The sequence below is a fragment of the Mucilaginibacter sp. UR6-11 genome (assembly GCF_020880695.1).
Taxonomy (GTDB): domain Bacteria; phylum Bacteroidota; class Bacteroidia; order Sphingobacteriales; family Sphingobacteriaceae; genus Mucilaginibacter.
Genome location: NZ_JAJIWO010000001.1, coordinates 114,958 through 139,110, shown reverse-complemented (window position 1 = coordinate 139,110; position 24,153 = coordinate 114,958). Strand labels below are relative to the sequence as shown.

Below are 24,153 nucleotides of genomic sequence, written 5' to 3'. Positions count from 1 at the left end.
AAAGTTTTGAGCTTTATAGCAGCCATTAAGCAATTTAAACCGGCAACAAGCCATTGGCTTGTTGCAACTATCGTCTTATTTTCGATTTTTGCAAGGGTAAGTGCGCAGACGTTACATTTTGACAAAACTGTAGGCGAGTCCGTAAGCCTGCCGCCATTTTCAACCTCAGGTTGCACTTACACCTGGGTATGTGATAATCCCGCAATAGGTTTGGGCTCGGGCGGAGCCGGCAATGTTCCGGTTTTTATAGCTAAAAACAGCGGTAACTCACCGGTAACTGCTACCATAACCGCTACGCCAACTAACGATGGATTTGCATATATAGCCAACGCGGTAACTGATAATGTATCGGTAATCAATACTTCAACCCATTTGCTGGTTAAAAATGTTTCGGTGGATAACCAACCCTGGGGTGTGGCGGTCAGTCCCGACGGAAAATATGTTTACGTTGTAAATGCCAATAACCAAAACGGCCCTAAAACTAATTCAACATTGTCTGTTATAGATGCTGCAACTAACACCACTGTTGGTCCGCCTATTGTTTTAAAAGAAGGCGCCGGTTCAATAGCTATAAGCCCTGACGGAAAGAAAGCTTACGTGGCCCATAAAGTTTCAAACCAGGTAGCGGTGATAGATCTGTCAAGTTATGCTGTTTCTTATTTTTCAATAACCTATGCACTTGCTGTAGCGGTAAGTAGTGACGGCAAAAGATTATATGTGGTTGCCGACAGTAATACAGCAACAGGAAAGCTTTTTATTATAAACCCGGCAGATAATAAATATATAGGGTCGCCCATAGACATAGGTTTAAATGTTACCGGTATCGTTGTAAGCCCCGATTGCAGTAAAGTGTATATTACAAATGACTATACCAACACCATTTCGGTTATTGATGCCCAAAGCCTCACCGTTAGCCCGGTTACGGTAGGGAATAACCCATTTGCGATAACCATCTCGCCTGATGGTAATACGGTTTATGTTGCCAACTCTGGTTCAAATTCGGTGTCAATATTCAATACGGTTACTAAAGCGGTTTCGAATTTACCTTTGCCCGGCATCCCCGAAGGTATCGCCATGAGTCCGAACGGTAAGGAGGTTTATGTAGCCTGCCAAAGTCCCGACCAGGTTATCGTTATTAATACAGCAACCAATACAATTTTGCCGCCAATAATTACAGGAGGAATGAGTGCAATATCCCTAGGTAGTTTTGTATCTGCCGGCATAGGGTGCAATAATTTGCCGGTTACTTATACAATTACAGTAAATCCTGCACCCATAATAGCAGATCCCGGCAGTATTTCATCAACTTTGTCAACGCGTTATGGCACCGCCTCTACCGCGCAAACAATTAGCGTGGCGGGCAACTATCTTACCGGCGGAATAGTGGTTACAGCCCCTGCGGGCTTTGAACTGAGTAAGGATGATATAACCTTTACCGGTACACTTACTGTTGGTACAGGCGGAAATGTTGCTGCCACCGAGATTTTTGTGAGGTTAAAAGCAACAACGCCGGCGGGCAGCCCGGCGGGCAACATCACGTTAACGAGCCCCGGGGCAGCTGATGTGCAGGTACCAGTTGATGGTGCTGTAATAAAAGCGCCGTTAACTATAACCGCCGATAATAAAACCAAATTTGCAGGTGATGTAAATCCTGTTCTGACTGTCAGCTACGCCGGCTTTGTAAATAACGAAGGCCCGGCACAATTAACCATACCGCCCCTGATCACAACAACGGCAACTACCATATCGCCGGTAGGCAAGTATCCTATAACGGTAAGCGGGGCCGTAGCTGCTAATTATGCCGTAACAAGCTATGTGCCCGGTGTGCTTGAAATATTATCAGGCGAAATTGTAGCCCCCAATGCGTTTACACCTAATGGCGACGGCATAAACGACACCTGGGATGTAAAATATCTGAATTTATATGCCGGCTGTACGGTTGAGATCATGAACCGGTTTGGCAATAAGGTTTTTCAATCGGTTGGTTACCCCGTAGCCTGGGACGGGACTTATAACAATGCTGATCTTCCGGCAGGTACTTATTATTATGTAATCAGGCTTAGGAGTGGTGCTAAACCCATTACCGGCTATATAGCTATTATACGCTGATATTATAATAGTATTATTAGGTTAACTTGTTATTAATCAATTATTTTTATGATTATTAAAAATGTCAGGCTTAATTAATAAATTAGTACTGCCATTTTATGCCTTGAAGATTTTAGTATCCCATAAAAAACTACCTGATGCAATAAAACGATTGCTTTTTATTGCCCCTGTTTTGTGCTTTTTTTTAGGGATTTCCGGCTTAAAGGCGCAGGTAAATATTCCGGCAACAAATGGTGATGTGGTGAATGTTCCTGATTTTCCCGTAACGAAATGTGTGTTTAATTGGGTAAACAGCAATCCCGAAATCGGCCTGGCGGCAAAAGGTACCGGAAACATAGGCTCATTTACGGCTATAAATACAACGTCTGCACCAATAGTGGCTTATATAAATGCGGTGGCTACACCCATACCTCCGCCCCTTTATGGTAACAGCGGAGGTTATGTGTCTGTCATTGATCCAACAACCAATACGCAAATAGCTACCATATTGGTTCCCAACGGTACTTTGCGGCAAAAAAGTAAAGACGGCACTATAGGATACTTTACAAGTGCCGGCGATACGCATACGCTGTACAAGGTCGACTTGCTGACAAATACCGTTATTGCCAATATTAACATCCCCCTGGGTATTTCTAATTTGCAACTTAATAACGACGGCAGCAAAATTTATATACCTGCGTTTACGGTTGGTAGTTCGTTTAAGACAGTTTCGGTTGTTAATACTTCTACTAACGCGGTTGAGGCACTTATAGATTTAGGCATACCAATTGGTTTATTTACGGGTGGGTCAATAACCCCTGACGGCACCAGGATGATTTTATTGAACCAGCTTGGAGGACTTGTTACCATAATTAATCTTTTAACAAACACCGTTGATTTTAATGTTCCGGTATTCAAGCCTGTACAACTTGAAATAAGTCCGGATAGCAAATTTGCCTATGTAACAAGCATTTTTTCAAACACAATGCACATCATAGATATTTCAACCGGCAGCTTGGTAAATATCGGGTTATATTCGATACCCATTCAGGCATTAATGAGCCGGGACGGAAGTAAAATATTCTTTTTTTCAAGTGACGACACTAATGATGCGGTGACCATATTCAATACAGGAAACCTTGCCTTAACAACCGTCCGGACCGGTTTAGCAATTAAAAGTTTCTATTTGAGCCCTGATAATAAATCACTGTATGTTGTTGGGGACCTGGGCAATGCAGAGAAAATTGCCGTTATAGATTTAGATGCCAATAAAGTAGTGACCACCATCAAAATAAGCGACCCCTGGTTATCAGTAGGTTACCATATTTCAACCAGTTTTACTGTGGTTAGCTATGATGGTAACTATATCTATACCAGCTTTTTGGTTTCTAATTATTATACGCCTGCTCAATACCGGTATGTATCGGTAGTAAATACAAAGAATAATGCGGTTGTTGATTCTATCCCAAACGGAGTTATACCGCCCCAGTATCCCCCTGGCACATGTAGTGATCCTATTAATTTTACAATAACGGTAAACCCTCCGCCGCCGGCTATTTTAACAACCGGAACAATGGTTGCAAAGACTACCTCATATGGCACACCTTCGTCGTCAACCAGTTTTACCGTATCGGGTACACATATAGATAAAGGTATCCTGGTATCACCACCTCCGGGTTTTGAGGTAAGTACCGATGGCATAACTTTTAAGGACGATATACTGGTGGGGGCCGGTGGGACCGTATTGGCCACCCCGGTTTATGTGCGTCTTAAAGCTACTGCACCCGTTAATAAATACGCCGGAAACATCATTTTAAGCAGCGGGCCGACAAAAGCAGGCATCGCTACGGCTTTGAGCGAGGTTACGCTTGCTCCTTTAACTATAACAGCGGACGCGGTTACCAAAACCTATGGTACTGCATTAACAACATTAGCGGGTGCAACGACATTTAAAACAACAGGGTTAAAGAATGATGAGACTATCGGAAGTGTCACGTTAGTCTACGGGGCGGGATCGGCGGCTACCGCAGCTTTGGGGAATTATCCGGGCGCTGTAATTCCTTCAGCGCCAACCGGCGGAACCCTCACATTAAGTAATTACTCTCCTGAGTATGTAGCGGGCGATATTGTTGTAACACCTGCGCAATTAACTATAACAGCCGAAAATAAAGAAAGATATTTTGGCGATGCTAATCCGGTGTTAACCATAAAATACAGCGGTTTTGTAAATAACGATGATGCTTCGCAACTAATAACGTTGCCCGTAGTGACCACAACAGCGGTACGGACTTCATTTCCCGGGCAATATCCAATTACAATAAGCGGGGCATCGGCCACCAACTATGATATTATATATGTACCCGGGGTTTTGACAGTAAAAACAAAAGCGGTTATTGTTACCAATACTTTCACGCCGAACGGCGATGGGGTTAATGATACCTGGGATATACAAAATATAGCACAATATCCCGAATGTACTGTCGAAATATTTAGCCGTTATGGTAATAAAGTATTTTACTCGCTGGGTTATCCTAATCCCTGGAATGGTCAATACAACGGGGCAGCATTGCCGGTAGGCACTTATTATTATATCATAAAATTTAATGCCGATACCAAATCAATCACCGGTAATTTAACCATCATACGATAGTACCGGTGCCAAAATTGTAAATAATATAATTGAGCGGCAAATATTAAGGCTAACTATATACCAAATAATTTAGAAAAGCTATATTCGTTAATTAATTATAATTAAAATATACTTTTTATTAACCTTGTAATCACTGCTTTTACAACCAATAAGATATAGACGTATATGCGGCGTAATTTTTTGATGAGGAGAGCCATATATTTATTATTGGTGTTTTTTGCTTTCAGTACACAGGTAGCAATGGCCCAACAGTTGCCGCAGTACACTCAATATGTTTTTAATAACTTTCTTTTAAACCCCGCGGTAGCTGGAATTGAAAACTATACTGATGCAAAATTAGGGTATCGCAGTCAATGGACTGGCTTAAGCGGCGCGCCGGTAACCAGTTTCCTGTCGGTAAATGCGCCTATCGGGACTAACTTTTTAGAGGGTGATGCTTCGGCTTTCCCGGGTGGTGGCGAGATAAATCCCTCAAGCAGGTTATATACCCAAAATTACCGGGCTTCAGAACCCCATCACGGAATAGGATTTACGTTGGTTACTGATAAGGCGGGCCCTATTACACAAACCAATGTCGCGGCAAACTATGCTTATCATATCGGTTTGGCGCCGCGGCTTAACCTGTCAGTTGGTGTAGCCGCGGGTCTTAATCATATCAGTTTAAATACGTCCGAAATTACCTTAGCCACGGCGCTTGATCCGGCCATTGCAAATGGTAATAACAGCCAGTGGAAACCCGATCTGGGAGTAGGGGCGTGGCTATATTCGGGTGATTATTATGTTGGTGTATCGGTACAGCAATTGCTAAAGCAGAACCTTTATTTCAGTACGTCTACCACCACTGTTGATGTGAGTAAAACCGTACCGCATTATTTTTTTACAGCAGGTACTAAACTATATGTGTCGGATGATATTACATTGTTGCCATCCGTTTTAATAAAGGAGATACAACCAGTGCCTTTAACATACGATATTAATTTAAAAGCCTCTTTCCAGGATAAGTTTTGGTTAGGCGGCTCGTACCGCCATAATGATTCATTCGGTATACTGGCCGGGTTTAATTTAAGTTCTTTTATCAATGTCGGGTATTCCTATGATATTACCACCTCGTCTTTAAATACGGTAAGTAATGGTACCCACGAGATAATTATCGGATTATTGCTCAATAACAAATATAAGGTTACCTGCCCGCAACACGGATTTTAAGCCCCCCGGCAGCGGTTAGTTAATCAGAGATTAGTTTACCAAGGTTAGTTGTCTGCATCTAACCCAATCTCTAATCACCAAACTCTAATCTCTACTATAATTCCTTCCTTAACCGTGCAACCGGTATATTCATCTGCTCACGGTATTTGGCTACGGTACGGCGTGCTATGTTATAGCCGGCATCTTTTAATATTTCGGTTAGTTTCTCGTCGGCCAGTGGGTGGCGTTTGTCTTCTTTACCTATGTGTTCTTCCAGTATTTTCTTAACTTCTTTGTTGGATACTTCTTCACCGCTCTCGGTTTGTATCGCCTCAGAGAAGAATGATTTTAACAGGAAAGTTCCATATTCCGTTTGTACATATTTTGAGTTGGCAACCCGCGATACCGTTGATATATCCATGCCTATTTTATCGGCGATGTCTTTCAATATCATGGGTTTCAGGTTCTTGTCATCACCGGTTAAAAAGAAATCATACTGGTAATGCATAATGGCGTTCATGGTTTTCAGCAGGGTTTGCTGGCGTTGTTTAATTGCATCAATAAACCATTTTGCCGAGTCGAGCTTTTGCTTAACAAATTGTACAGCCTCTTTTAACTTTTTATCTTTTTGCGATGCCTTATCATAATGCTGAAACATCTCCTGGTAAGACCGGCTTACTCTAAGTTCGGGGGCGTTTTTTGAATTAAGGGTAAGTATCAGCACACCATCGCTGTTTTTGATATGGAAATCAGGGATAACCTGCATTTGCTTGGTGTTCACCTCGTTCGAGTCGCCGGGCTTGGGGTTAAGCTTTAAAATTTCATTTACAACGCCACGCAACTCAATCGAGTTCATGTTCAATGATTTTTCAAGCTTATCATAATGTTTGCGGGTAAACTCATCCAAATAATGTTCAACCACCAAGATTGCTTTAATTATTATAGGGTCATTGATATCTTTTCTGCGTAATTGGATCAGCAAACATTCCTGTAAGCTGCGGGCGCCAACACCCGGAGGGTCAAAGCTTTGTATCAGCTTTAGCATTTCTTCAACTTCTTCATCCTCGGCCATTACATTTTGCGAGAATGCCAGGTCATCAGTAAGCGAAGTTATCGGCCTGCGCAGGTAACCATCGTCATCCAAACTGCCAATTATCTGGTTGGCTATCTTAAAGTCCTTGTCAGACATCGGCAGCATATCCAGCTGCGACTGCAACAACTCGAAAAATGAACTTTGTACGGCAAAAGGTATTTCTTTACGGTCCTCTTCGTCATCACCATTCTGGTCATAGCGCGAGCCGTATTCGTTTACGTTATCTTCCTGCAGGTAATCGTCAATGTTGAATTCGTCCATTTCACCACGCTCCTCATCATTGTTGTAGGTATCTTCGTCTGGATCGCGGTCAGGGTATTGTTCTTCCGGCTCATTAAGATTGGTTAAACTCAGATCTTCAAGCGCAGGGTTCTCTTCCAACTCCTCTTTTATACGGGTATCCAATGATACCGTAGGCACCTGCAGCAATTTTATAAATTGAATTTGCTGCGGCGATAGCTTCTGTAATAATTTCTGTTGGAGGTTTTGTTTAAGCATAAATCAGATATGGCAAATCTACATCAATTACCTATAACTTTAAAACTAAGTTAAAATGAAAACGTTTTATGAGTAAATGCTGAAAAAGAACATTTGTTTGGACAGCATTATAATTTTGTGATAACTTTATCAATATAACTTTAAACTATGGCTATTGTAAAAGAATTTAAAGAGTTTGCCATGCGCGGCAACGTGGTTGATCTGGCAGTGGGTGTTATTATTGGTGCTGCATTTGGCAAAATAGTCGCGTCGTTGGTGTCTGATATTATTATGCCCCCTTTAGGCATGCTGCTTAATGGTATTGATTTTAAAGATGCTAAGTATGTAATTAAACCGGCAATTGGCAAGACCCCTGAAACCGCCATTAACTATGGTTTATTCATAAATAATATTATTGACTTTTTAATAGTCGCATTTTGCATCTTTCTTATTGTTAAAGGTATTAACTCGCTTAAAAAGAAGGAGGAAGCCGAGCCGGCTGCCGAACCTGTACCTACCAAAGAGGAAATATTACTTACCGAAATACGTGATTTGCTGGCAAAAAAATAAATCCTTTAAACCTTTATCGGCATTATTAATTTTCAAACCTTAAATTATTAACAACAGGCTATGAACTTTTTTCGAAATGTAGTTTTGAAAAACTAAATAATTACACTACATTTGCGCTCTTGTTTTAAAAAACAAATAGAATAAAAAAGTCATGAAAAGAACGTTCCAGCCTTCTCAAAGAAAAAGAAGAAATAAACACGGTTTCCGTGAGCGCATGTCTACTGCTAACGGTAGAAGAATATTAGCAGCAAGAAGAGCTAAAGGCAGAAAGAAATTATCTGTATCGAGCGAAGGCCGCCATAAAGCATAGATATTCGGTTACTGCTCTGTTACCCGGAGTTTGAACCTGTTGTGTTAAAATTACGGTTCATATTTAGTAACTATGTACACCTTTAAAAAAGAAGAACGGTTATGTAATAAGAGGCTTATTGATGAGCTTTTTCATAACGGTTCTTCTTTTTTATGTTATCCCTTTAAAGCTTCCTGGCTTTTTGTAGCCGAACCGCAGCCGGTTCCGGTCCAGATTGTATTCTCGGTTTCAAAAAAACGCTATAAACGCGCAGTTGATCGTAATTTGATTAAAAGGCGCATGCGCGAAGCCTACAGGTTAAACAAACAACAGCAGTTGTATAACCAGCTTGATACTGCCGGAAAAAAGATAATCCTGTCCATAGGTTATATCGGTAAGGAAATAGCCGCCTATGAGCTTATTGAAAAAAAGATGCTTAAACTTTTAACGCAGCTTAATACCGAGTTTATAAAATGACGACCGTTGCAGCCATATTTAAAGCTGTTATAGGAGGCTTTTTTGTATTGCTGATAAGAATATATCAATATTTTATTTCGCCGCTTACGGGCGCATCCTGCCGTTATACGCCCACCTGTTCGCAGTATGGTATTGAGGCCATTAAAAAACATGGCGCTTTTAAAGGCGGATGGTTAACTTTAAAGCGGATAGCCAGCTGCAATCCCTGGGGAGGGCACGGCCATGACCCGGTGCCCTGATTGGTTACCGGTGACGGGCCTGAGTAAAGCGTTCTTATTACCAGTACTTACCACTCCTAACTCACTACTTTAAAATGAGCTTTATACTACAAATAGAAACTGCCACTACCGTATGCTCTGTCGCCCTGGCACAGGACGGGAACGTTATTGCTGTTAAACAGCTGGACGAACGTAATATACACGCGGAAGTAATTACACTCTATATTGATGAACTGTTAACCACAGCAGGTTTGCAATACAGCGAACTGGCTGCAGTTGCCGTAAGCAGCGGACCGGGTTCATACACGGGCTTACGTATAGGCGTGTCTACCGCTAAGGGCCTTTGTTTTGCCCTTGATAAACCACTGATAGCCATAGAAACACTGGACGCTATGGCAGAAGGTATTATTGCCCTCGAGGATATTGAGCCTAAAACGCTGCTTTGCCCTATGATAGATGCAAGGCGCATGGAAGTTTACACCGCTTTGTTTGACGCGGCCGGAAATGTTGTAAAACCTACTTCTGCGGAGATTATAGATGAGTATAGTTTTGCGGAGGAACTTAAAGACAATCAGATCCTGTTTTTTGGCGATGGCGCAAAGAAATGCCAGGAAGTATTAGAGAAGAATACTAATGCAAAATTTATACCTGACTTCACTAATTCGGCCGCCCATCTTACAAAAAAAGCTGCGCAAAAATTTCTTAACGGCGAGTTTGAGGATGTTGCTTATTTTGAACCTTTTTATCTAAAAGATTTTTTAGTAACTACCCCTAAAAAGGCTTAGTAATTTTTGTCTTTATGGAACAGGTTCTCCCAGATCTTGCCGATAAATCCTTTATCGCCAGTTGGTATGGTGCTTGAATTTAGCCGGCGCTCAATGGTCTGCCCGAACTTAAACGATATGCCCATATAAAAATCCATGCCTGAAAAACTACCCTGTGTGATTTCGGTTTGAGTTTGGCTTTTAGAACTTCCTTTGGCAGCATCGCCTATTAAATTTCCTGTTGCCATAAGCCGCTCGCTACCGATGAAGAACTCCGAATTGGCAGACTTAAACATATATTGTAAACCCAGGTTTAACAGCTTTAACTCGTTGTAAGAAGGCGTAAGCGATACGGTGTGTTTACCGATTTTTACCGGCGCAACCAATGCCATGGTAAAGCCATTATAAAAAAGTTCTTTTGAAGCGATCAGTGTGGGCGTAAATTTAAAATTTTCTTCATCATCCATCCAATAAGATTTACTTACGCTAAGCTCAGCCCGGCCATTGGTATAAGAGTTAAAGGCTTTTTTTACCTGTCCGCCGCTGGTAAGGCTATCCAGGCCATGGGTTATTGTGTTTTCCCGCGTAGTGGATGAGAATCCGGCAATATGCTCACTGCCGCTAAATGAGGTGGTTTCTGATTGGCTGCTCCAGTGGATAAAGCCCAGGTCTTTGATGTTACCCTGCCATTTGTAACCACTTTCATCAATATATGAGGTACCTATGCTGATTGACGCACCCGGGTTTCTAAACGATGGCAGGATCTGTTGTTTATGGGTTTGACCGGCTGTAGAGTTAGACATGTTAGTCCCCTGCAGGGTTAACGTTGCTTCATCGGTTGCTTTGTTAAAACTTATGCTCGACTGGTCTATCGAAGTTTTCCTGTAAGTAAGACCGGATAGTGCACTCAGCTTAACTCCAAACGCAAATTTCTTTGTGACCTGTTCACGATAGGTAAATCCTATCTGGTGATAAGCCTGGTAAAAAATATTGTCGTTAAAAATGTTGGTATAGCTGTTGGCCGGGAAATTGGTGAATCCGTTAAATAGCGCAATAGATTCGTCGGTTCCAAAACCACGCGCCTCTGCCTTTGTATTGAGTGAGAAGCCCACTTCCTGGTCGCCATTTTCACTGCCAAATACTTTAAACATTATGGTATAAGCATTTGCATTGACATTTACACGGTTGTACGCGTTTTGGCCGGTTACCAGGTTGGCTGTATTATAATATGCAGAAAAAGCGCGTGTTTTCAATGCCTCCTGGCCGTTGCCGGTAAAATACAGATTAGCATTAAAGTTAGGAATGAAAAAGTTAAAAGCGAATTGCTTCGTGGTGTCAGGTATAAATGCCCTTTGCGCGGGATTTTCAAACGACTCATATAACGAGCCGGTATTGTATTGCGAAAATTGCTGCCCAAAAACTTTAACTGTAATTAAAATAAAGCACCAAACAAATAAAGTTTTCTTCATCTATAAATTATAATCAGGAGATTAATAATAATAAGTTTCTAAAGATAAAATTCAAAATCTATTATCCGTAAAATTAATGAATTAAATTATTTACCTGTTAAGCCCGGCGGTTAACCCAATACCTGCTAACGGCAACAGCGTTATTTGGGGTTTTCGTTTTGGTTAAAACCCATACAAAAGCTGGTATAGAAATTTTTATCAGCTGCTATAAGCTGGTAAGATGCGGCATAAAAATTTTTCCAGCCTGTTTTATTTGTTTCAAAGTCACTGTAGAAATCGTTGTTGAGGTCTGTTTTTAAAATGGGTTGCGCGTTTTTAAAGTTAATGTACAAGGCAACATTGCATTTCTCAGCCATCAGGTCATTAAACTGGTTGTATTGTGGTGTTTTGCTTTGAAATTTGCGGTTAAAATACGAGTCGTAATAACTCTTTAATTCTGATTCGGTATTGGCCAAAATCAGGTAATTATCAACAATCATAAACCAGGGATGATAAAACGGGTTAAAGGCATCTCCTAATAAAAAATAAGGCAGTTTGGTATAGTTTACCTGGCCTATATTATCGCTGGTCATGTTACTGATGTTTTGCATAACAGGCTTAAATGCTGAGCCATTGGTTAAGCTGATAATAGCGTATTTCTCCATATACCGGGTGGTAACCACCGCAAACTCATTACCCAGCACCTGGTTAAATTCGCTGATTAAATTGATACCGGTTTCCTTTTTTACTTTGTTAAATAAGGAATCTTTTTCATGTTGCAGCTTTGCCTTAACGTACCAGCCCGAAAGGTCGGCTTTGAATTTTTTAGGGTCAGATACCGCAAAACTTATGCTGTATGCAGTGGTCGACGGAAAAATGTCCTTTAAGCTATTTACTACAGGCTGCTGGTTAGCAAATAAATTTAAATAGCCCGAAGGTTGATCTTGCTGAATATTTGAGAAACCAGTAAACAGCAGCGCGTCGCTTTTGAAATTTAAATTCAGGGCAGCCAAAGCGGGCAGTAGCTTAAAGCTTTTAAAAATATCAGTGTTCTTGTTCTTAAACAGCGCTTCAGATAATTGATCAAGCCGGCTATAATTAACATATAAGTTAGCCAGCGAATTTGTGTTTTGCTGATCGGGCAGCATTAAGAAAAGCTTTTTGTCTTTTTGCGGGATGTAACGCGCGCTTTGTTCAATCAACTCTTTTGAGAAACTACCGGTATAGATCCCGTCTTCTTTATTTAATAAATAAAACCGTTTTTTTAATGCACCCGAATAAATGGTATATCCCTTCTTGCCTTCAAAAGCAGTAGCGCTAACCAGCAGATTTTTATTTAGCTGGCCCGGTAGTTTATCAATATCGGCCGGGTTAAAACCCTTGGTAGCGGCTATGGTGATGAGCAGCTCAATAGTGTGGTTTGGCAGCGGATGAAGGGAGATAAACGTGTTCTGGCCCGTAAAAAACTTCTTAAGCGGCGGGACAGCCATCAACTGGTGATGCAGGGTGTCTATATCGGCCAGGTTTTGTTTGCCAATAACCGCTTCAAATAATTTGTTGCCGGTAAAAATATCATAAAAGCTATCTTCATTGTTAAACTCAAATACCAGCGCAGCATTGTCAGGGATGGTACCCATGGTCTGGCTGTTATGCAGCCCGGGGGTATTTAAATTTTTGAAATAGACAACCGTTATAGCAATAGTGGCTATAAGCAATATTATTGTGATAATAATTAGTCGTCTCATTATAATAGTTTACGCTGCAAGTTAGATTTTTACCGCGAGCCATTCAAGTAATAGTTTCAATTGGTTAACTTAGCCTTTTAAATTTTCATGAATAAATCAATAATCATTACCGCGGCGTTATTAGGTACGGTTGCTGTTACAGCCGGCGCATTTGGTGCGCATGGGTTAAAAGCAGTAATAACACCGGCCCAGTTAGCGGTTTGGCATACCGCGGTCGAGTATAATTTTTATCACGTTTTTGCCCTGTTGTTCCTGGCGACGTTTGCCAGGGGCAAGAATAGCTGGGTTACCGCAGCCTATTACCTGTTTACCATCGGGATCGTATGTTTTTCGGGCTCATTGTACCTGTTGGCCTGCCGGGATCTGCTTCATATTGAAACTAAATTTATTGGCCCTATAACACCATTGGGCGGATTACTGTTTATTATGGGCTGGTTATCGCTTGCCATTGCTGCTGCCAGGAGTAAATAAATTATGTTAGAATTTGCCGAGGCCCGCGACGTTAACCGTAAAACACTTTTTGTAGAAGTAATTTTACCGCTTGCCATAGCTAAAAATTATACTTACCGGGTTCCTTTTGAGTTGAATGGTACCATAGCCATAGGTAAACGAGTGGTGGTGCAATTTGGCAAAAGCAAACTTTATACAGCCGTTGTTTCCGCAATAACAGAAAACCCGCCCGAAAAATACGAAGCAAAGTATTTACTGGAGATATTAGACGACCGCCCGGTTGTTACCGAGCGCCAGTTGCTTTTTTGGAAATGGCTGGGAGAGTACTATATGTGCTATGATGGCGAGGTAATGAACGCCGCGCTGCCATCGGCTCTGAAATTGGCCAGCGAAACAAAAATTGTGCTGAATAAGGGTTTTGAGTACGACAAGGCAACCCTGCATGATAAGGAATTCTTAATTGTGGAGGCGCTTGAAATACAGCCCGAATTAACGATAAGCGATATCGCTAAACTATTGAGCCAGAAAACGGTAATGCCGTTATTAAAGGGATTGTTTGAAAAAAACATTATCAACATATCTGAAGAAGTAAGCGATCGTTACAAGCCCCGAAAACGCACTTTCCTGACGCTGAACCCTGCTTACCAGGGGCAGGATAATTTAAAGGAGCTGTTTGGTATATTAGAAAAACGGGCGCCTAAACAAGCCGACGCCGTATTGGCTTATCTCAAGCTGGCGCGCCATCAAAAAACAATATCAAAAAACGAGTTGATTGAAGAGAGCGGCGCAGGCTCTGCCAGTATTAACTCCTTGATTGAAAAAGAGGTATTTATTGCGGAGGAAAAGAATGTAAGCCGCTTATTTTTTGAGGCGGAAGATCTGGACGCTGATTTTGAATTAAGCCCCCAACAGCAAGCGGCTTTAACCGGCATAAAGCAGCAGTTTGATGATAAAGATGTGGTATTGCTGCATGGCGTGACCTCATCAGGCAAAACACAAATTTATATCAGGCTGATTGAGGAGATGATAGCGCAGGGCAGGCAGGTACTTTATCTGTTGCCTGAAATTGCGCTTACCACGCATATTATTGAACGCCTGCGCCAATATTTTGGCGCCCATATAGGTGTTTATCACTCGCGTTTTAATGACAACGAACGGGTGGAGGTTTGGCAAAAAGTGCTGAACAATGAATACAAGGTTGTACTGGGTGCACGTTCGTCTGTTTTTTTACCGTATGCCGACCTGGGGCTGATCATAGTTGACGAGGAACACGAAACATCCTACAAACAATTTGATCCGGCGCCGCGCTATAATGCCCGCGATGCCGCCATTTTTTTGGCCAATATGCACCAGGGAAAAGTGCTGTTAGGCTCAGCAACGCCGTCATTCGAGAGCTATTTTAATGCCCGTACACATAAATATGGTTTCGCAGAATTAACCGAACGCTATGGTGGTGTTGAGCTGCCCGTAATTGAAGTGGTAAGCATTGCCGAAGAAACCCGGAAAAAAACCATACAGTCGCATTTTACCAGTGTGTTAATGGCCGATATCCAAACCGCGTTAGCGCATAAGGAGCAGGTAATATTGTTCCAGAACCGTAGGGGGTACGCGCCGGTGTTACTCTGTAAAATATGCGCCTATACCCCAAAATGTATTAACTGCGATGTAAGTTTAACTTACCATAAACATACCGGTAAGCTGCATTGCCATTATTGCGGCTATAAAGAAGACACGCCAGCCATTTGCCCGGCCTGCGGATCAACTCACCTGGAATATCGTGGCTTTGGTACCGAGAAGGTGGAGGACGAACTGAGCCTGCTGTTGCCCGGGGCCCGGATAACCCGTATGGATCTGGATACGACCCGGTCGCGCAACTCGCTGCAAAATATCCTGAATGATCTGGAGGAAAAGAAAATAGATATCCTGGTAGGCACCCAGATGGTTGCCAAAGGCCTGGATTTTGCAGATGTAACGGTAATAGGCATCATTAACGCAGACAGTCTTTTAAAATATCCGGATTACCGGGCAAACGAACGTAGTTACCAAATGCTGGCCCAGGTAAGCGGCAGGGCGGGCCGCAGGGGCAAGCAGGGCAAGGTGGTGATACAAACTTATGATCCGGCCCACCGGGTAATTAAACAGGTGATAGAAAACAATTACAGCGACCTGTATTTTACTGAAATGGAAGAACGCCGGGCGTTTCATTATCCGCCTTTCTACCGTATCATCAATTTAGATATCAAGCATAAAAACCCCGATATACTGCATAACCAGGCAATTTACCTGGGTAACGAGCTGCGCAAGCATTTTGGAGAAGAACGGGTAATAGGGCCGCAGGTGCCGTTGGTTAGCCGGATCCGTAATTATTATATACAGTCCATCATGCTTAAGTTTGAAAAGGACGGGGTATCTATAAATAAAGTTAAAGCCGGAATCCGCGATATCATCACCCAATTTCAAACCACCAAATTGAGTAAAGGCGGCATCGTGCAGCCTGACGTTGATCCGTATTAACTATTTGTTGATCGATCGATATCTATCATCTTCGTTATAGGGTAAATAAGAAAATCTTATCACAGGATTTATTTTGAAACTGGCCTGGTGAAAATATTAATTTGTTAGTTGTCAGGCACACACATAATATTTGGTATGCAAGCTACCTGTTCCGCTTAAATCACTGTCGTTTTTGTATAACTTTGTTAGTATAATGGCTTATAAGTATATTGATAATTACCGCGAACAGGGCGCAAGAAAAAAGCTGGTAGAAGAATTAAAGAAAAAGGGTATTGAGGATGAGCAGGTGCTTAAAGCCATAGGCAAAGTTACCCGTCACTTTTTCTTTGATGAAACTTTCTGGAACCAGGCTTATAAGGACATCGCTTTCCCGATAGGCGAAGGGCAAACTATTTCACAGCCTTACACGGTAGCGTACCAGACAGAATTGCTGCACATCAAAAAAGGTGATAAGGTGCTTGAAATAGGTACCGGCTCAGGTTATCAAACCTGTGTTTTGTTGGAGGTGGGAGCTAAAGTTTATACAATTGAGCGACAGGAAAAATTATACGAGCGTACCCGCCAGGTACTGCCGCGCATGGGTTATAAGGCCAAATTCTTTTTAGGCGATGGCTCAAAAGGTATTGCCGGCCATGCCCCTTACGACAAAATAATTGTAACCGCCGGTGCGCCCACTGTGCCCGAAATTTTATTAAGCCAGCTCAACATAGGCGGGATATTAGTTATCCCGGTAGGGGATGAAAACGTTCAAAAAATGGTAACTATCTTAAAGACCGGCGAACATGATTACGAAAAGCATGTACTGGATACCTTTAGATTTGTGCCGTTGGTAGGCGAGCGGGCCTGGTAAAACCGTACCACCGAAGAGAAACATAGCGGATAATTTAGGAAAGGCTTTGGGCTTACCGTTTCATTGCTCTGTCCATTTCAACTTTGGTATCGCGCTCCTTCAGTGTTTCGCGTTTATCAAAGGTTTTTTTACCCTGGGCCAAACCAATTTCCAATTTTGCAAAACCACGTTCGCTGATGAACAGTGCCAGTGGTATAATAGTTAATCCTTTTTCTTCGCCGCGGGTCTGCAGTTTTTTTAATTCCTTTTTGTTGAGTAGTAGAACCCGGTCGCGTTTGGATTCGTGGTTATAAAATGAGCCGAATGAGTATTCGGCAATATGCAGGTTCCGTACGTAAAGCTGGCCGTCAATAAAAGTGCAAAACGCGTCATTAATATTAGCCTTGCCTTCTCGTATTGATTTGATCTCGGTCCCCAGCAGCTTTATCCCGGCTATGTATTTATCCAGGATATGATATTCAAAATAAGCTTTTTTATTTTTTATGTATATTTTATCGTCGCTCATAACTTCTTCCCTGCAAACTTATGATTTTTTACGGTAGAGACGCAATATTTTGCGCCCCCTGTCCTGTTTATAGCCACGCGAAATTGCGGTTACTACTGCGCCTTAACAACCAGTACCGGTATGTTAACCATGTGCCGCACCTTGTTAACCGTGGTGCCAAATATCAAATCTTTCAGCGCTTTATGGCCATGCGACCCCATTACGATAAAGTCGATTTTCTGACTTTTTACAATGGTTGCTATAGCGGTTGCGGCCGTGCCATAGCCAATTTTAGCTTCGGCCTTATAGCCAAGTTTGTGCAGGGCAGCAACATACTGGTCAAGGTTGTCTACGTCGCTTTGCGTTTCATGGTCCATCGCCTGTTCGCCGTAGTAACGGGCTCCAGCGGTTTCAACAACATGTATCAAAAGGTAGGTAGCTTTTTTACCACCCTGCATAATAGCGTGTCTTATGGAGTTGGTATCGTTCTTTGAGAAATCAATGCTTACGCCAATGGTATGGTAATCTATCGCTTCCAAACTGTCAATTTCGCCCGCAATACCGTGTGGGATGTAGGTTGGTACATCCGCATGTTTAAACAGCAGCGGCCTGAAAAATACATACAATAAAAGCAGGGCGATACCTATTACAACAGGTATTACCGCCATATACATCCAAAAAGCGGTCGACGGCGATGCGGCCGCCCACGAGTTTATCTGCTCATAAACCAGCTTGGCGTTGAGGCCAACAATAATTATAGCGCTTGCCCAGGCCACTATTTTAACTTTTAAACTGATGGCAAAGTTACCCATCTTCTTTTTATCTGACGTAAAATGGATCAGCGGAATAACTGCGAAGCCCAGCTGCAAACTCAATACTACCTGGCTCAAAATGATCAGGTTACCCAAACCCTCTTCGCCCGAATAAATAATGGTGAACATAGCCGGGACAATGGCCAGCACGCGCGTTAACAGGCGGCGCAGCCAGGGTTCAACACGCAGGTTAATGTGCCCCTCCATAATGATCTGCCCGGCCAGCGTTCCGGTGATGGTTGAACTTTGCCCTGCAGCAATCAGCGCTATCGCAAACAGTACCGGCGCTGTACGGCCAAAAATATGTTCCAGTAATTTGTAAGCATCCTGTATTTCGGCAATATGGAAATAGCCATTCCTGAAGAAAGCGCTGGCGGCAAGTATCAATATAGCCGCATTGACCAAAAACGCCAGGTTTAGAGCAATTACCGTATCAAACAGGTTAAATTTTATAGCCGTTTTTAAACCTGCTTCCGTGCGTGTTATTTGCCGGGTTTGCACTAACGAAGAATGGAGGTAAAGGTTATGCGGCATTACCGTTGCCCCTATAATGCCTATGGCTATATACAGCGCATTGCCGGTTAAGTTTCTTGGGATAAAGCCCAGTGCAACCTCTTTAACATCGGGTGTAACAATAAACATTTCGATCAAAAAAGATAACCCTACTATAAATATCATAGATACAATAAAGGCCTCAAGCTTGCGCATGCCTTTGTTCATCAAAAACAACATCAGCAAGGTATCCGTAATGGTAAGCGATACGCCCCAGATAAGCGGCAGATTGAAGAGCAGGTTTAACCCGATGGCCATACCGATGATCTCGGCCAGATCACAGGCAATAATGGCTATCTGCGCCAGTATATACAGGCAAAAATTAACAAACCGCGGATAAGTGATCTTTGAGGCCTGGGCCAGATCCAACCCGCGTACAATGCCCAAACGCGCACTTAACGATTGCAGCAATAAGGCTATCAGGTTTGAAGCAAACAATACCCAGATCAGCTTATAACCAAAGGCGCTGCCGCCGGCGATATCTGTGGCCCAGTTGCCGGGGTCCATATAACCAACGCTAACCAGGTAAGCCGGGCCAATAAAAGCCAGGATCTTTTTCCAGCCGGTTTTGTTTTCGGTGGCTACAGAGGAGTGTACGTTTCCTAACGATTCATTGTATCTCTTGCTCATATAGCTATCAATAAATTTTTAGCCACTTCGCGGCTGATGTGTGTAGTTGTATTTTCAACCTGTAATATCATGGAGTTGTCGTATTCAATGATATCTGTAACTGCTATTTTTTTGCCGATGGTGAGCTGTTGCTTTTCCAGGTATTGCAAAAATGCGGGCGAGTGATCGCGCACCCCGGATATGATACCGCTTTCATTAACGTTTAGCGACGCAATAGGTTTAAGCTCGTGTTTTTTGAAATTACCGTCGCGGTCGGGGATAGGGTCGCCATGCGGATCATGTTTAGGGTGATCCATAAACTTATCCAGCCGGTCAATCAATTCTACAGACGAGATATGTTCCATTTCCTCGGCCATTTCGTGCACCTCGTCCCATTTAAAGTTTAGCTTCTCTACCAAAAAATATTCCCAGAGGCGGTGTTTGCGGATAATATGCAGGGCTATCTTCTCACCAGCCGGGGTAAGGGTAACGCCCTGGTATTTTTCGTAGTTAATCAACTCCTTGTCTGCCAGCTTTTTAAGCATGTCTGTTACTGATGCAGCCTTGGTGCTTAACGCGGCCGCTATTTGGTTGGTGCTCACCGTAACATCATTTAATGACAGATGATAAATAGATTTTAGATAGTTTTCTTCGGCTAAAGTATTCATTTAAACAAATCTAATAAATTTTTTAGACAGGTCTAAAAAATTATGTTAAAAAAATTATATTTTACATATCTTGATATTGAAAAATATAATTTTGTACTTTGTTATAAATTACTGAAGTAGATATGGCCGCAGAACTAGACAGGATTGACCTGCAAATACTTAAAACCTTACAAGAGAACGGAAGAATAACCAATCTTCAACTTTCAACAGAAATAGGATTATCACCGGCGCCAACGTTAGAGCGCGTACGGAAACTGGAAAACGCCGAATATATAAAAAGCTACCATGCCCTGGTTGATGAAGAAAAACTTGGCCTGGGGATTAAAACATTTATCCAGATCTCGCTGGATTTCCATCAGAAAAATACTATCCAGACTTTTATTAACGAGATACAGCAAATTAAAGAAGTTACCGAGTGCCACCACGTAACAGGCCAGTGCGATTTCCTGCTGAAGGTGTATGTGCGCGATATCAAATCATATGAGCAGCTGATCATGGAAAAGATCAGCCGCATCAGCGTGGTTAAAACATTCCAAACTATGATGATCATGTCCACCAGTAAGAAAGAGCCGATAGTACCGCTGGAATATTAAGCGACTTACAGTGATCAGAGATTAGTTGGTTTATAATTCAATTAATCTCTAACCTCCAATCACTAATCTCTTATAGTCCAGTCAATCGGCTTTTCGCCCTGTTTTTCCAAGTAGGCATTTGTTTTTGAAAAAGGTTTCGACCCGAAGAAACCACCATGGCTTACCGCCAGGGGCGATGGGTGGGTAGATTTAATGATCAGATGTTTGCTGCCGTCTATCAGCGGCGCTTTTGATTGGGCATAGGCGCCCCAAAGGATAAACACGACACCTTTCTTTTTATCAGATATGGTTTTAATAACCGTATCTGTAAACTGCTCCCAGCCTTTTTTTTGATGCGAGCCGGCATTGGCCGCTTGTACGGTTAATGTAGCATTTAACAGCAACACGCCCTGTTCGGCCCATGCGGTCAGGTCGCCGGTATTCGGGATAATAAAACCGGGGATATCTGTAGAAAGTTCTTTGTAGATGTTTTTTAATGACGGCGGTACAGCTACCCCCTTTTGTACCGAGAAAGATAGGCCATGCGCCTGGTTTGGGCCGTGGTAGGGGTCCTGACCCAGGATAACTACCTTAACTTTTGTAAATGGTGTTTTGGCAAAGGCATTAAATATATCACCGTTTTTTGGATAGATAACTTTGCCTGCCTGTTTTTCATCTTTTAAAAAATGCCTCAGTTTAAGCATGTAGTCTTTGCCAAATTCTTCGCTTAAAACCTTTAGCCATGAGGCTTCTAATTCAATTGCCATAAATATTCAGGAAGTGTTGATTAAGAGTACAAATAAACGGATATTTGCACTTTAATTTATAGGATAACAAATTATGTCAAATATAGTTCGGCTTATAGCAGCCTGCGTTTTTTTTGGTGCCGCTGTGGCGCTTTGCGTGTTTGGATTTTGGGGCTGGGGGATATTGGTTCTGTTACTGGGCGGAATAATCCTGTTATCATTCTTTTTTAATGAGAACATGATCATCGCACAATATTTCCTGCGTAAAGAAAACTCGGACAAAGCGGATGCGTGGTTATTAAAAATAACGGATTACGAAAAACAACTGCATAAAAACCAGCATGGTTATTACAATCTTTTGTTAGGTTTAATTGAATCGCGCAAGGCGCCTTTAAAATCAGAGAAGTATTTCAAGAAGGCGCTGCAACTGGGCATGACCATGTCGCACAACACAGCTTTAGCCAAGCTTAGCCTGGCAGGCATATCAATGGCCAAACGCAATAAGCGCGAGGCGACGATGTATTTGCAGGAAGCTGCTAAGGATGATAAAAATAAGTTGCTTAGCGATCAGATAAAGATGATGAAGCAACAAATGGCCCAAATGGACAAACAGGTGGTAAAAGGCGGATACCGCCAGCAATTTTAATTGTAAATAAATAGCCTTTAAAACTTATCATTTTAAAGGCTATTTATCATCAATAGAACTGAAGTAGTCAGGCTCAGACTGGTAGTTTTGATTATAGCTGATGTTCCTGTCAGGCGTGGACATAAATTCGCCGGCCGGGTCTGCTACCTCAACCATCTTTAATAAGCTCCTGATAAATGATAAGTTGAAGTTTGATCTGTTCAATTTTATCAGATATTCGCTTTCTGTAATTTCTAATATTGAATTAGTCATAACGTTTTGCATAAAATGTGTGTATGTAAAAATACGTAACACATTGAATGCCAAAGTTTCCTTAGGTTTATTATTATATTAAAGAATTGTTAATAAGTGGTGTGGATAACACCAGTTATACCGGGAATACTATTCCGTGCCGCTGAAATACATTTGGCAGGAGGCGCAAAGCAATGCGCCGCTCTGCAAACAGTTATTCGAACCAGGCCATTACCACCTCTTTAGCAGGCATTGTGATGTCTAATTTAAGTTTTTTACGCATGCCGCCCAAATCATTGAATACTTTGTTTGGGTTTCCGGCCTTTAGCTCTTCAACCGTATTAAAGCCCATTTTATTAAGCACCGGTACCCATTCGGCCGGTACGCCGATATTTATAAAGTCGTCGGCTGTTACTACCTTAGCTTTTTTCTCGGGGCGCATTTGCGGAAAGAACAATACTTCCTGTATGGTACTTTGGTTGGTTAACAGCATTACCAGGCGGTCAATACCAATACCCAGCCCGGATGTCGGTGGCATCCCATATTCCAGGGCACGTAAAAAATCATCATCCATGGCCATTGCTTCATCATCGCCACGGCCGGCTAATATCAGTTGTTCTTCCAGGCGTTCGCGTTGATCAATAGGGTCGTTGAGTTCAGAGTAGGCATTTGCAATCTCTTTACCATTCACAAATAATTCAAAACGTTCAACCAGGCCATCTTTGGTGCGGTGCTTTTTAGCAAGCGGTGTCATCTCAATAGGATAGTCGGTAATATAAGTTGGCTGGATCAGGTTGGCTTCAACTTTAGCGCTGAAGATCTCATCTATCAGTTTGCCTTTACCCATGGTGGCGTCAACCTCTATTTTAAGGTCGGCACAGGTTTCGCGCAGGCCCGCTTCGTCCATAGCCGAAACATCAATGCCGGTATATTTCTGGATAGATTCATACATGGTTAACCGGGTATAAGGCCCCGCAAAATTAATCTCGTTGGCGCCCACCTGTACCGCTGCAATGCCATGTACGGCCCTGGCCACTTCCTCCAGGCACTCCTCAACCATAGCCATCATCCAGATATAATCTTTATAGGCCACATATATTTCCATTGCGGTAAACTCCGGGTTATGCGTGCGGTCCATGCCCTCATTACGGAACATTTTGCCAAACTCATATACGCCGTCAAAACCGGCTACTATTAATCTTTTTAAATATAACTCGTTAGCTATGCGCAAAAACAGCGGCATATCCAGCGTGTTATGGTGCGTGGCAAACGGGCGCGCCGCAGCACCGCCATGAACGGGTTGCAGGATAGGCGTTTCAACCTCCATCCATCCCTGGTTATTAAAGTAATTGCGCATGGCGCTGATCACTTTCGACCGTTTGATAAAGATCTGTTTAAACTCCGGGTTAACGGTTAAATCAACATAACGCTGGCGGTAACGCATTTCGGGATCAGTGAATCCGTCATGGATATTTCCCTCTTCATCGCGCTTAACTACCGGCAATGGTTTTAATGATTTTGACAGGATAGTTAGCTCCTGTACATGTACAGAGATCTCGCCTGTCTGTGTTAAAAATACATAACCCTTAACACCTACGTAGTCGCCGATATCCAATAATTTTTTAAATACGGTGTTGTACAGGGTTTTGTCCTCATCCGGGCAAATATCGTCGCGTTTAAGGTAAATCTGCATTCGGCCGGTACTATCCTGTATCTCGGCAAATGAGGCGCTGCCCATAATCCGGCGCGTCATGATCCGGCCGGCTATGGTTACACTTGTATAAGTATCCGGGTTAATCTGGAAATTATCGGTGATATCCTGCGCAAAATCAGTAACCTTAAATTCTTCGGCAGGATAAGGATTAATGCCCAGGGCACGTAACTGTTGTAAAGATTCGCGGCGTATAATTTCCTGCTCGGATAGTGCAATACTCATGTTGTAACGATATTTTATTGAGGTGGCAAAAATACGATTTTTTTAGCTTGCGCGATAGCCCAAGCGTAAACATTTACCA

22 protein-coding genes are annotated in these 24,153 nt (G+C 42.4%); 13 read left to right on the top strand and 9 right to left on the bottom strand.

Annotation, left to right across the window (positions count from 1 at the left end; all coding sequences use genetic code 11):
- Nucleotides 1-6: 6 nt before the first annotated feature.
- The 3 genes from LJ658_RS00670 to LJ658_RS00660 all read left to right on the top strand — a co-directional run bounded on the left by LJ658_RS00670 (nt 7) and on the right by LJ658_RS00660 (nt 5,944).
- On the top strand, nt 7-2,109 hold the full coding sequence (locus LJ658_RS00670; RefSeq protein WP_230544520.1) for a gliding motility-associated C-terminal domain-containing protein: 2,103 nt from the start codon (nt 7-9) through the stop codon (nt 2,107-2,109).
- Nucleotides 2,110-2,170: 61 nt separating this feature from the next.
- Nucleotides 2,171-4,738, top strand: coding sequence for an MBG domain-containing protein (locus LJ658_RS00665; protein ID WP_230544519.1), 2,568 nt, complete (start codon nt 2,171-2,173; stop codon nt 4,736-4,738).
- 183 nt (nt 4,739-4,921) lie between these two features.
- The gene (locus tag LJ658_RS00660) at nt 4,922-5,944 is read left to right on the top strand and encodes a type IX secretion system membrane protein PorP/SprF (protein ID WP_230544518.1); all 1,023 of its coding nucleotides are present in this window, start codon (nt 4,922-4,924) and stop codon (nt 5,942-5,944) included.
- A gap of 94 nt (nt 5,945-6,038) precedes the next feature.
- On the opposite strand, the gene rpoN is transcribed toward LJ658_RS00660, so the two are convergent.
- Nucleotides 6,039-7,514 carry an RNA polymerase factor sigma-54 gene (gene rpoN / locus LJ658_RS00655; RefSeq protein WP_230544517.1) on the bottom strand — a complete coding sequence of 492 codons (1,476 nt, stop codon included), beginning with the start codon at nt 7,512-7,514 and terminating at the stop codon, nt 6,039-6,041.
- Nucleotides 7,515-7,661: 147 nt separating this feature from the next.
- On the opposite strand from rpoN, the gene mscL reads away from it, so the two are divergent.
- The 5 genes from mscL to tsaB all read left to right on the top strand — a co-directional run bounded on the left by mscL (nt 7,662) and on the right by tsaB (nt 9,832).
- Entirely contained in the window at nt 7,662-8,063 is a 402-nt protein-coding gene (gene mscL, locus LJ658_RS00650; protein ID WP_230544516.1) for a large-conductance mechanosensitive channel protein MscL, read from the top strand.
- Nucleotides 8,064-8,214: 151 nt separating this feature from the next.
- Nucleotides 8,215-8,373: a 50S ribosomal protein L34 gene (rpmH, locus tag LJ658_RS00645; RefSeq protein ID WP_175268754.1), complete on the top strand. Its 159-nt coding sequence runs from the start codon at nt 8,215-8,217 to the stop codon at nt 8,371-8,373.
- 72 nt (nt 8,374-8,445) lie between these two features.
- Nucleotides 8,446-8,829, top strand: coding sequence for a ribonuclease P protein component (gene rnpA / locus LJ658_RS00640; protein ID WP_230544515.1), 384 nt, complete (start codon nt 8,446-8,448; stop codon nt 8,827-8,829).
- On the top strand, nt 8,826-9,068 hold the full coding sequence (yidD, locus tag LJ658_RS00635; RefSeq protein ID WP_230544514.1) for a membrane protein insertion efficiency factor YidD: 243 nt from the start codon (nt 8,826-8,828) through the stop codon (nt 9,066-9,068). Before rnpA ends, yidD begins: the two co-directional genes overlap by 4 nt.
- A 74-nt stretch (nt 9,069-9,142) precedes the next feature.
- The gene (tsaB, locus tag LJ658_RS00630; protein ID WP_230544513.1) at nt 9,143-9,832 is read left to right on the top strand and encodes a tRNA (adenosine(37)-N6)-threonylcarbamoyltransferase complex dimerization subunit type 1 TsaB; all 690 of its coding nucleotides are present in this window, start codon (nt 9,143-9,145) and stop codon (nt 9,830-9,832) included.
- Here tsaB and LJ658_RS00625 read toward each other — a convergent pair.
- Nucleotides 9,829-11,280 (bottom strand): DUF5723 family protein, encoded by a 1,452-nt coding sequence (locus LJ658_RS00625; RefSeq protein ID WP_230544512.1) that lies wholly within the window; start codon nt 11,278-11,280, stop codon nt 9,829-9,831. The genes tsaB and LJ658_RS00625 overlap by 4 nt on opposite strands.
- 140 nt (nt 11,281-11,420) lie before the next feature.
- Nucleotides 11,421-13,004 (bottom strand): hypothetical protein, encoded by a 1,584-nt coding sequence (locus LJ658_RS00620; RefSeq protein ID WP_230544511.1) that lies wholly within the window; start codon nt 13,002-13,004, stop codon nt 11,421-11,423.
- A gap of 87 nt (nt 13,005-13,091) precedes the next feature.
- Between LJ658_RS00620 and LJ658_RS00615 the strand changes: the two genes are divergently transcribed.
- The 3 genes from LJ658_RS00615 (at nt 13,092) to LJ658_RS00605 (ending at nt 16,818) form a co-directional block, all read left to right on the top strand.
- Entirely contained in the window at nt 13,092-13,475 is a 384-nt protein-coding gene (locus LJ658_RS00615; protein ID WP_230544510.1) for a DUF423 domain-containing protein, read from the top strand.
- A 3-nt stretch (nt 13,476-13,478) separates the two neighbouring features.
- Nucleotides 13,479-15,968: a primosomal protein N' gene (priA, locus tag LJ658_RS00610; RefSeq protein WP_230544509.1), complete on the top strand. Its 2,490-nt coding sequence runs from the start codon at nt 13,479-13,481 to the stop codon at nt 15,966-15,968.
- A 193-nt stretch (nt 15,969-16,161) separates the two neighbouring features.
- Nucleotides 16,162-16,818, top strand: a complete 657-nt coding sequence (locus LJ658_RS00605; protein ID WP_230544508.1) for a protein-L-isoaspartate(D-aspartate) O-methyltransferase — start codon at nt 16,162-16,164, stop codon at nt 16,816-16,818.
- Between the two features lie 52 nt (nt 16,819-16,870).
- Here the strand turns inward: LJ658_RS00605 and smpB are convergent, their stop codons facing one another.
- The 3 genes from smpB to LJ658_RS00590 form a co-directional block, all read right to left on the bottom strand.
- Nucleotides 16,871-17,323, bottom strand: a complete 453-nt coding sequence (gene smpB / locus LJ658_RS00600; protein WP_230544507.1) for an SsrA-binding protein SmpB — start codon at nt 17,321-17,323, stop codon at nt 16,871-16,873.
- Between the two features lie 92 nt (nt 17,324-17,415).
- Entirely contained in the window at nt 17,416-19,296 is a 1,881-nt protein-coding gene (locus LJ658_RS00595) for an Nramp family divalent metal transporter (RefSeq protein ID WP_230544506.1), read from the bottom strand.
- Nucleotides 19,293-19,943 (bottom strand): metal-dependent transcriptional regulator, encoded by a 651-nt coding sequence (locus tag LJ658_RS00590; RefSeq protein WP_230544505.1) that lies wholly within the window; start codon nt 19,941-19,943, stop codon nt 19,293-19,295. The genes LJ658_RS00595 and LJ658_RS00590 overlap by 4 nt, the downstream gene beginning before the upstream one ends.
- A 122-nt stretch (nt 19,944-20,065) precedes the next feature.
- Between LJ658_RS00590 and LJ658_RS00585 the strand changes: the two genes are divergently transcribed.
- Entirely contained in the window at nt 20,066-20,536 is a 471-nt protein-coding gene (locus LJ658_RS00585) for an Lrp/AsnC family transcriptional regulator (protein ID WP_230544504.1), read from the top strand.
- Between the two features lie 62 nt (nt 20,537-20,598).
- On the opposite strand, the gene ung is transcribed toward LJ658_RS00585, so the two are convergent.
- Nucleotides 20,599-21,282, bottom strand: a complete 684-nt coding sequence (gene ung, locus LJ658_RS00580) for a uracil-DNA glycosylase (protein WP_230544503.1) — start codon at nt 21,280-21,282, stop codon at nt 20,599-20,601.
- Between the two features lie 73 nt (nt 21,283-21,355).
- Here ung and LJ658_RS00575 point away from each other — a divergent pair, with 73 nt between their 5' ends.
- Complete coding sequence (locus tag LJ658_RS00575) at nt 21,356-21,907, top strand: DUF2892 domain-containing protein (protein WP_230544502.1); 552 nt, start codon at nt 21,356-21,358, stop codon at nt 21,905-21,907.
- 39 nt (nt 21,908-21,946) lie between these two features.
- Here the strand turns inward: LJ658_RS00575 and LJ658_RS00570 are convergent, their stop codons facing one another.
- Entirely contained in the window at nt 21,947-22,159 is a 213-nt protein-coding gene (locus LJ658_RS00570; RefSeq protein WP_230544501.1) for a hypothetical protein, read from the bottom strand.
- Nucleotides 22,160-22,352: 193 nt separating this feature from the next.
- Nucleotides 22,353-24,074, bottom strand: a complete 1,722-nt coding sequence (gene lysS, locus LJ658_RS00565; protein ID WP_230544500.1) for a lysine--tRNA ligase — start codon at nt 24,072-24,074, stop codon at nt 22,353-22,355.
- Between the last annotated feature and the right edge of the window lie 79 nt (nt 24,075-24,153).

What these genes read in the sequence shown, in the direction of transcription:
- LJ658_RS00665 (WP_230544519.1), top strand. Translation starts at nt 2,171, where the DNA reads ATGTCAGGCTTAATTAATAAATTAGTACTGCCATTTTATGCCTTGAAG.
- LJ658_RS00660 (WP_230544518.1), top strand. Translation starts at nt 4,922, where the DNA reads ATGAGGAGAGCCATATATTTATTATTGGTGTTTTTTGCTTTCAGTACA.
- rpoN (WP_230544517.1), bottom strand. Translation starts at nt 7,514, where the DNA reads ATGCTTAAACAAAACCTCCAACAGAAATTATTACAGAAGCTATCGCCG.
- mscL (WP_230544516.1), top strand. Translation starts at nt 7,662, where the DNA reads ATGGCTATTGTAAAAGAATTTAAAGAGTTTGCCATGCGCGGCAACGTG.
- rpmH (WP_175268754.1), top strand. Translation starts at nt 8,215, where the DNA reads ATGAAAAGAACGTTCCAGCCTTCTCAAAGAAAAAGAAGAAATAAACAC.
- rnpA (WP_230544515.1), top strand. Translation starts at nt 8,446, where the DNA reads ATGTACACCTTTAAAAAAGAAGAACGGTTATGTAATAAGAGGCTTATT.
- yidD (WP_230544514.1), top strand. Translation starts at nt 8,826, where the DNA reads ATGACGACCGTTGCAGCCATATTTAAAGCTGTTATAGGAGGCTTTTTT.
- tsaB (WP_230544513.1), top strand. Translation starts at nt 9,143, where the DNA reads ATGAGCTTTATACTACAAATAGAAACTGCCACTACCGTATGCTCTGTC.
- LJ658_RS00625 (WP_230544512.1), bottom strand. Translation starts at nt 11,280, where the DNA reads ATGAAGAAAACTTTATTTGTTTGGTGCTTTATTTTAATTACAGTTAAA.
- LJ658_RS00620 (WP_230544511.1), bottom strand. Translation starts at nt 13,004, where the DNA reads ATGAGACGACTAATTATTATCACAATAATATTGCTTATAGCCACTATT.
- LJ658_RS00615 (WP_230544510.1), top strand. Translation starts at nt 13,092, where the DNA reads ATGAATAAATCAATAATCATTACCGCGGCGTTATTAGGTACGGTTGCT.
- priA (WP_230544509.1), top strand. Translation starts at nt 13,479, where the DNA reads ATGTTAGAATTTGCCGAGGCCCGCGACGTTAACCGTAAAACACTTTTT.
- LJ658_RS00605 (WP_230544508.1), top strand. Translation starts at nt 16,162, where the DNA reads ATGGCTTATAAGTATATTGATAATTACCGCGAACAGGGCGCAAGAAAA.
- smpB (WP_230544507.1), bottom strand. Translation starts at nt 17,323, where the DNA reads ATGAGCGACGATAAAATATACATAAAAAATAAAAAAGCTTATTTTGAA.
- LJ658_RS00595 (WP_230544506.1), bottom strand. Translation starts at nt 19,296, where the DNA reads ATGAGCAAGAGATACAATGAATCGTTAGGAAACGTACACTCCTCTGTA.
- LJ658_RS00590 (WP_230544505.1), bottom strand. Translation starts at nt 19,943, where the DNA reads ATGAATACTTTAGCCGAAGAAAACTATCTAAAATCTATTTATCATCTG.
- LJ658_RS00585 (WP_230544504.1), top strand. Translation starts at nt 20,066, where the DNA reads ATGGCCGCAGAACTAGACAGGATTGACCTGCAAATACTTAAAACCTTA.
- ung (WP_230544503.1), bottom strand. Translation starts at nt 21,282, where the DNA reads ATGGCAATTGAATTAGAAGCCTCATGGCTAAAGGTTTTAAGCGAAGAA.
- LJ658_RS00575 (WP_230544502.1), top strand. Translation starts at nt 21,356, where the DNA reads ATGTCAAATATAGTTCGGCTTATAGCAGCCTGCGTTTTTTTTGGTGCC.
- LJ658_RS00570 (WP_230544501.1), bottom strand. Translation starts at nt 22,159, where the DNA reads ATGACTAATTCAATATTAGAAATTACAGAAAGCGAATATCTGATAAAA.
- lysS (WP_230544500.1), bottom strand. Translation starts at nt 24,074, where the DNA reads ATGAGTATTGCACTATCCGAGCAGGAAATTATACGCCGCGAATCTTTA.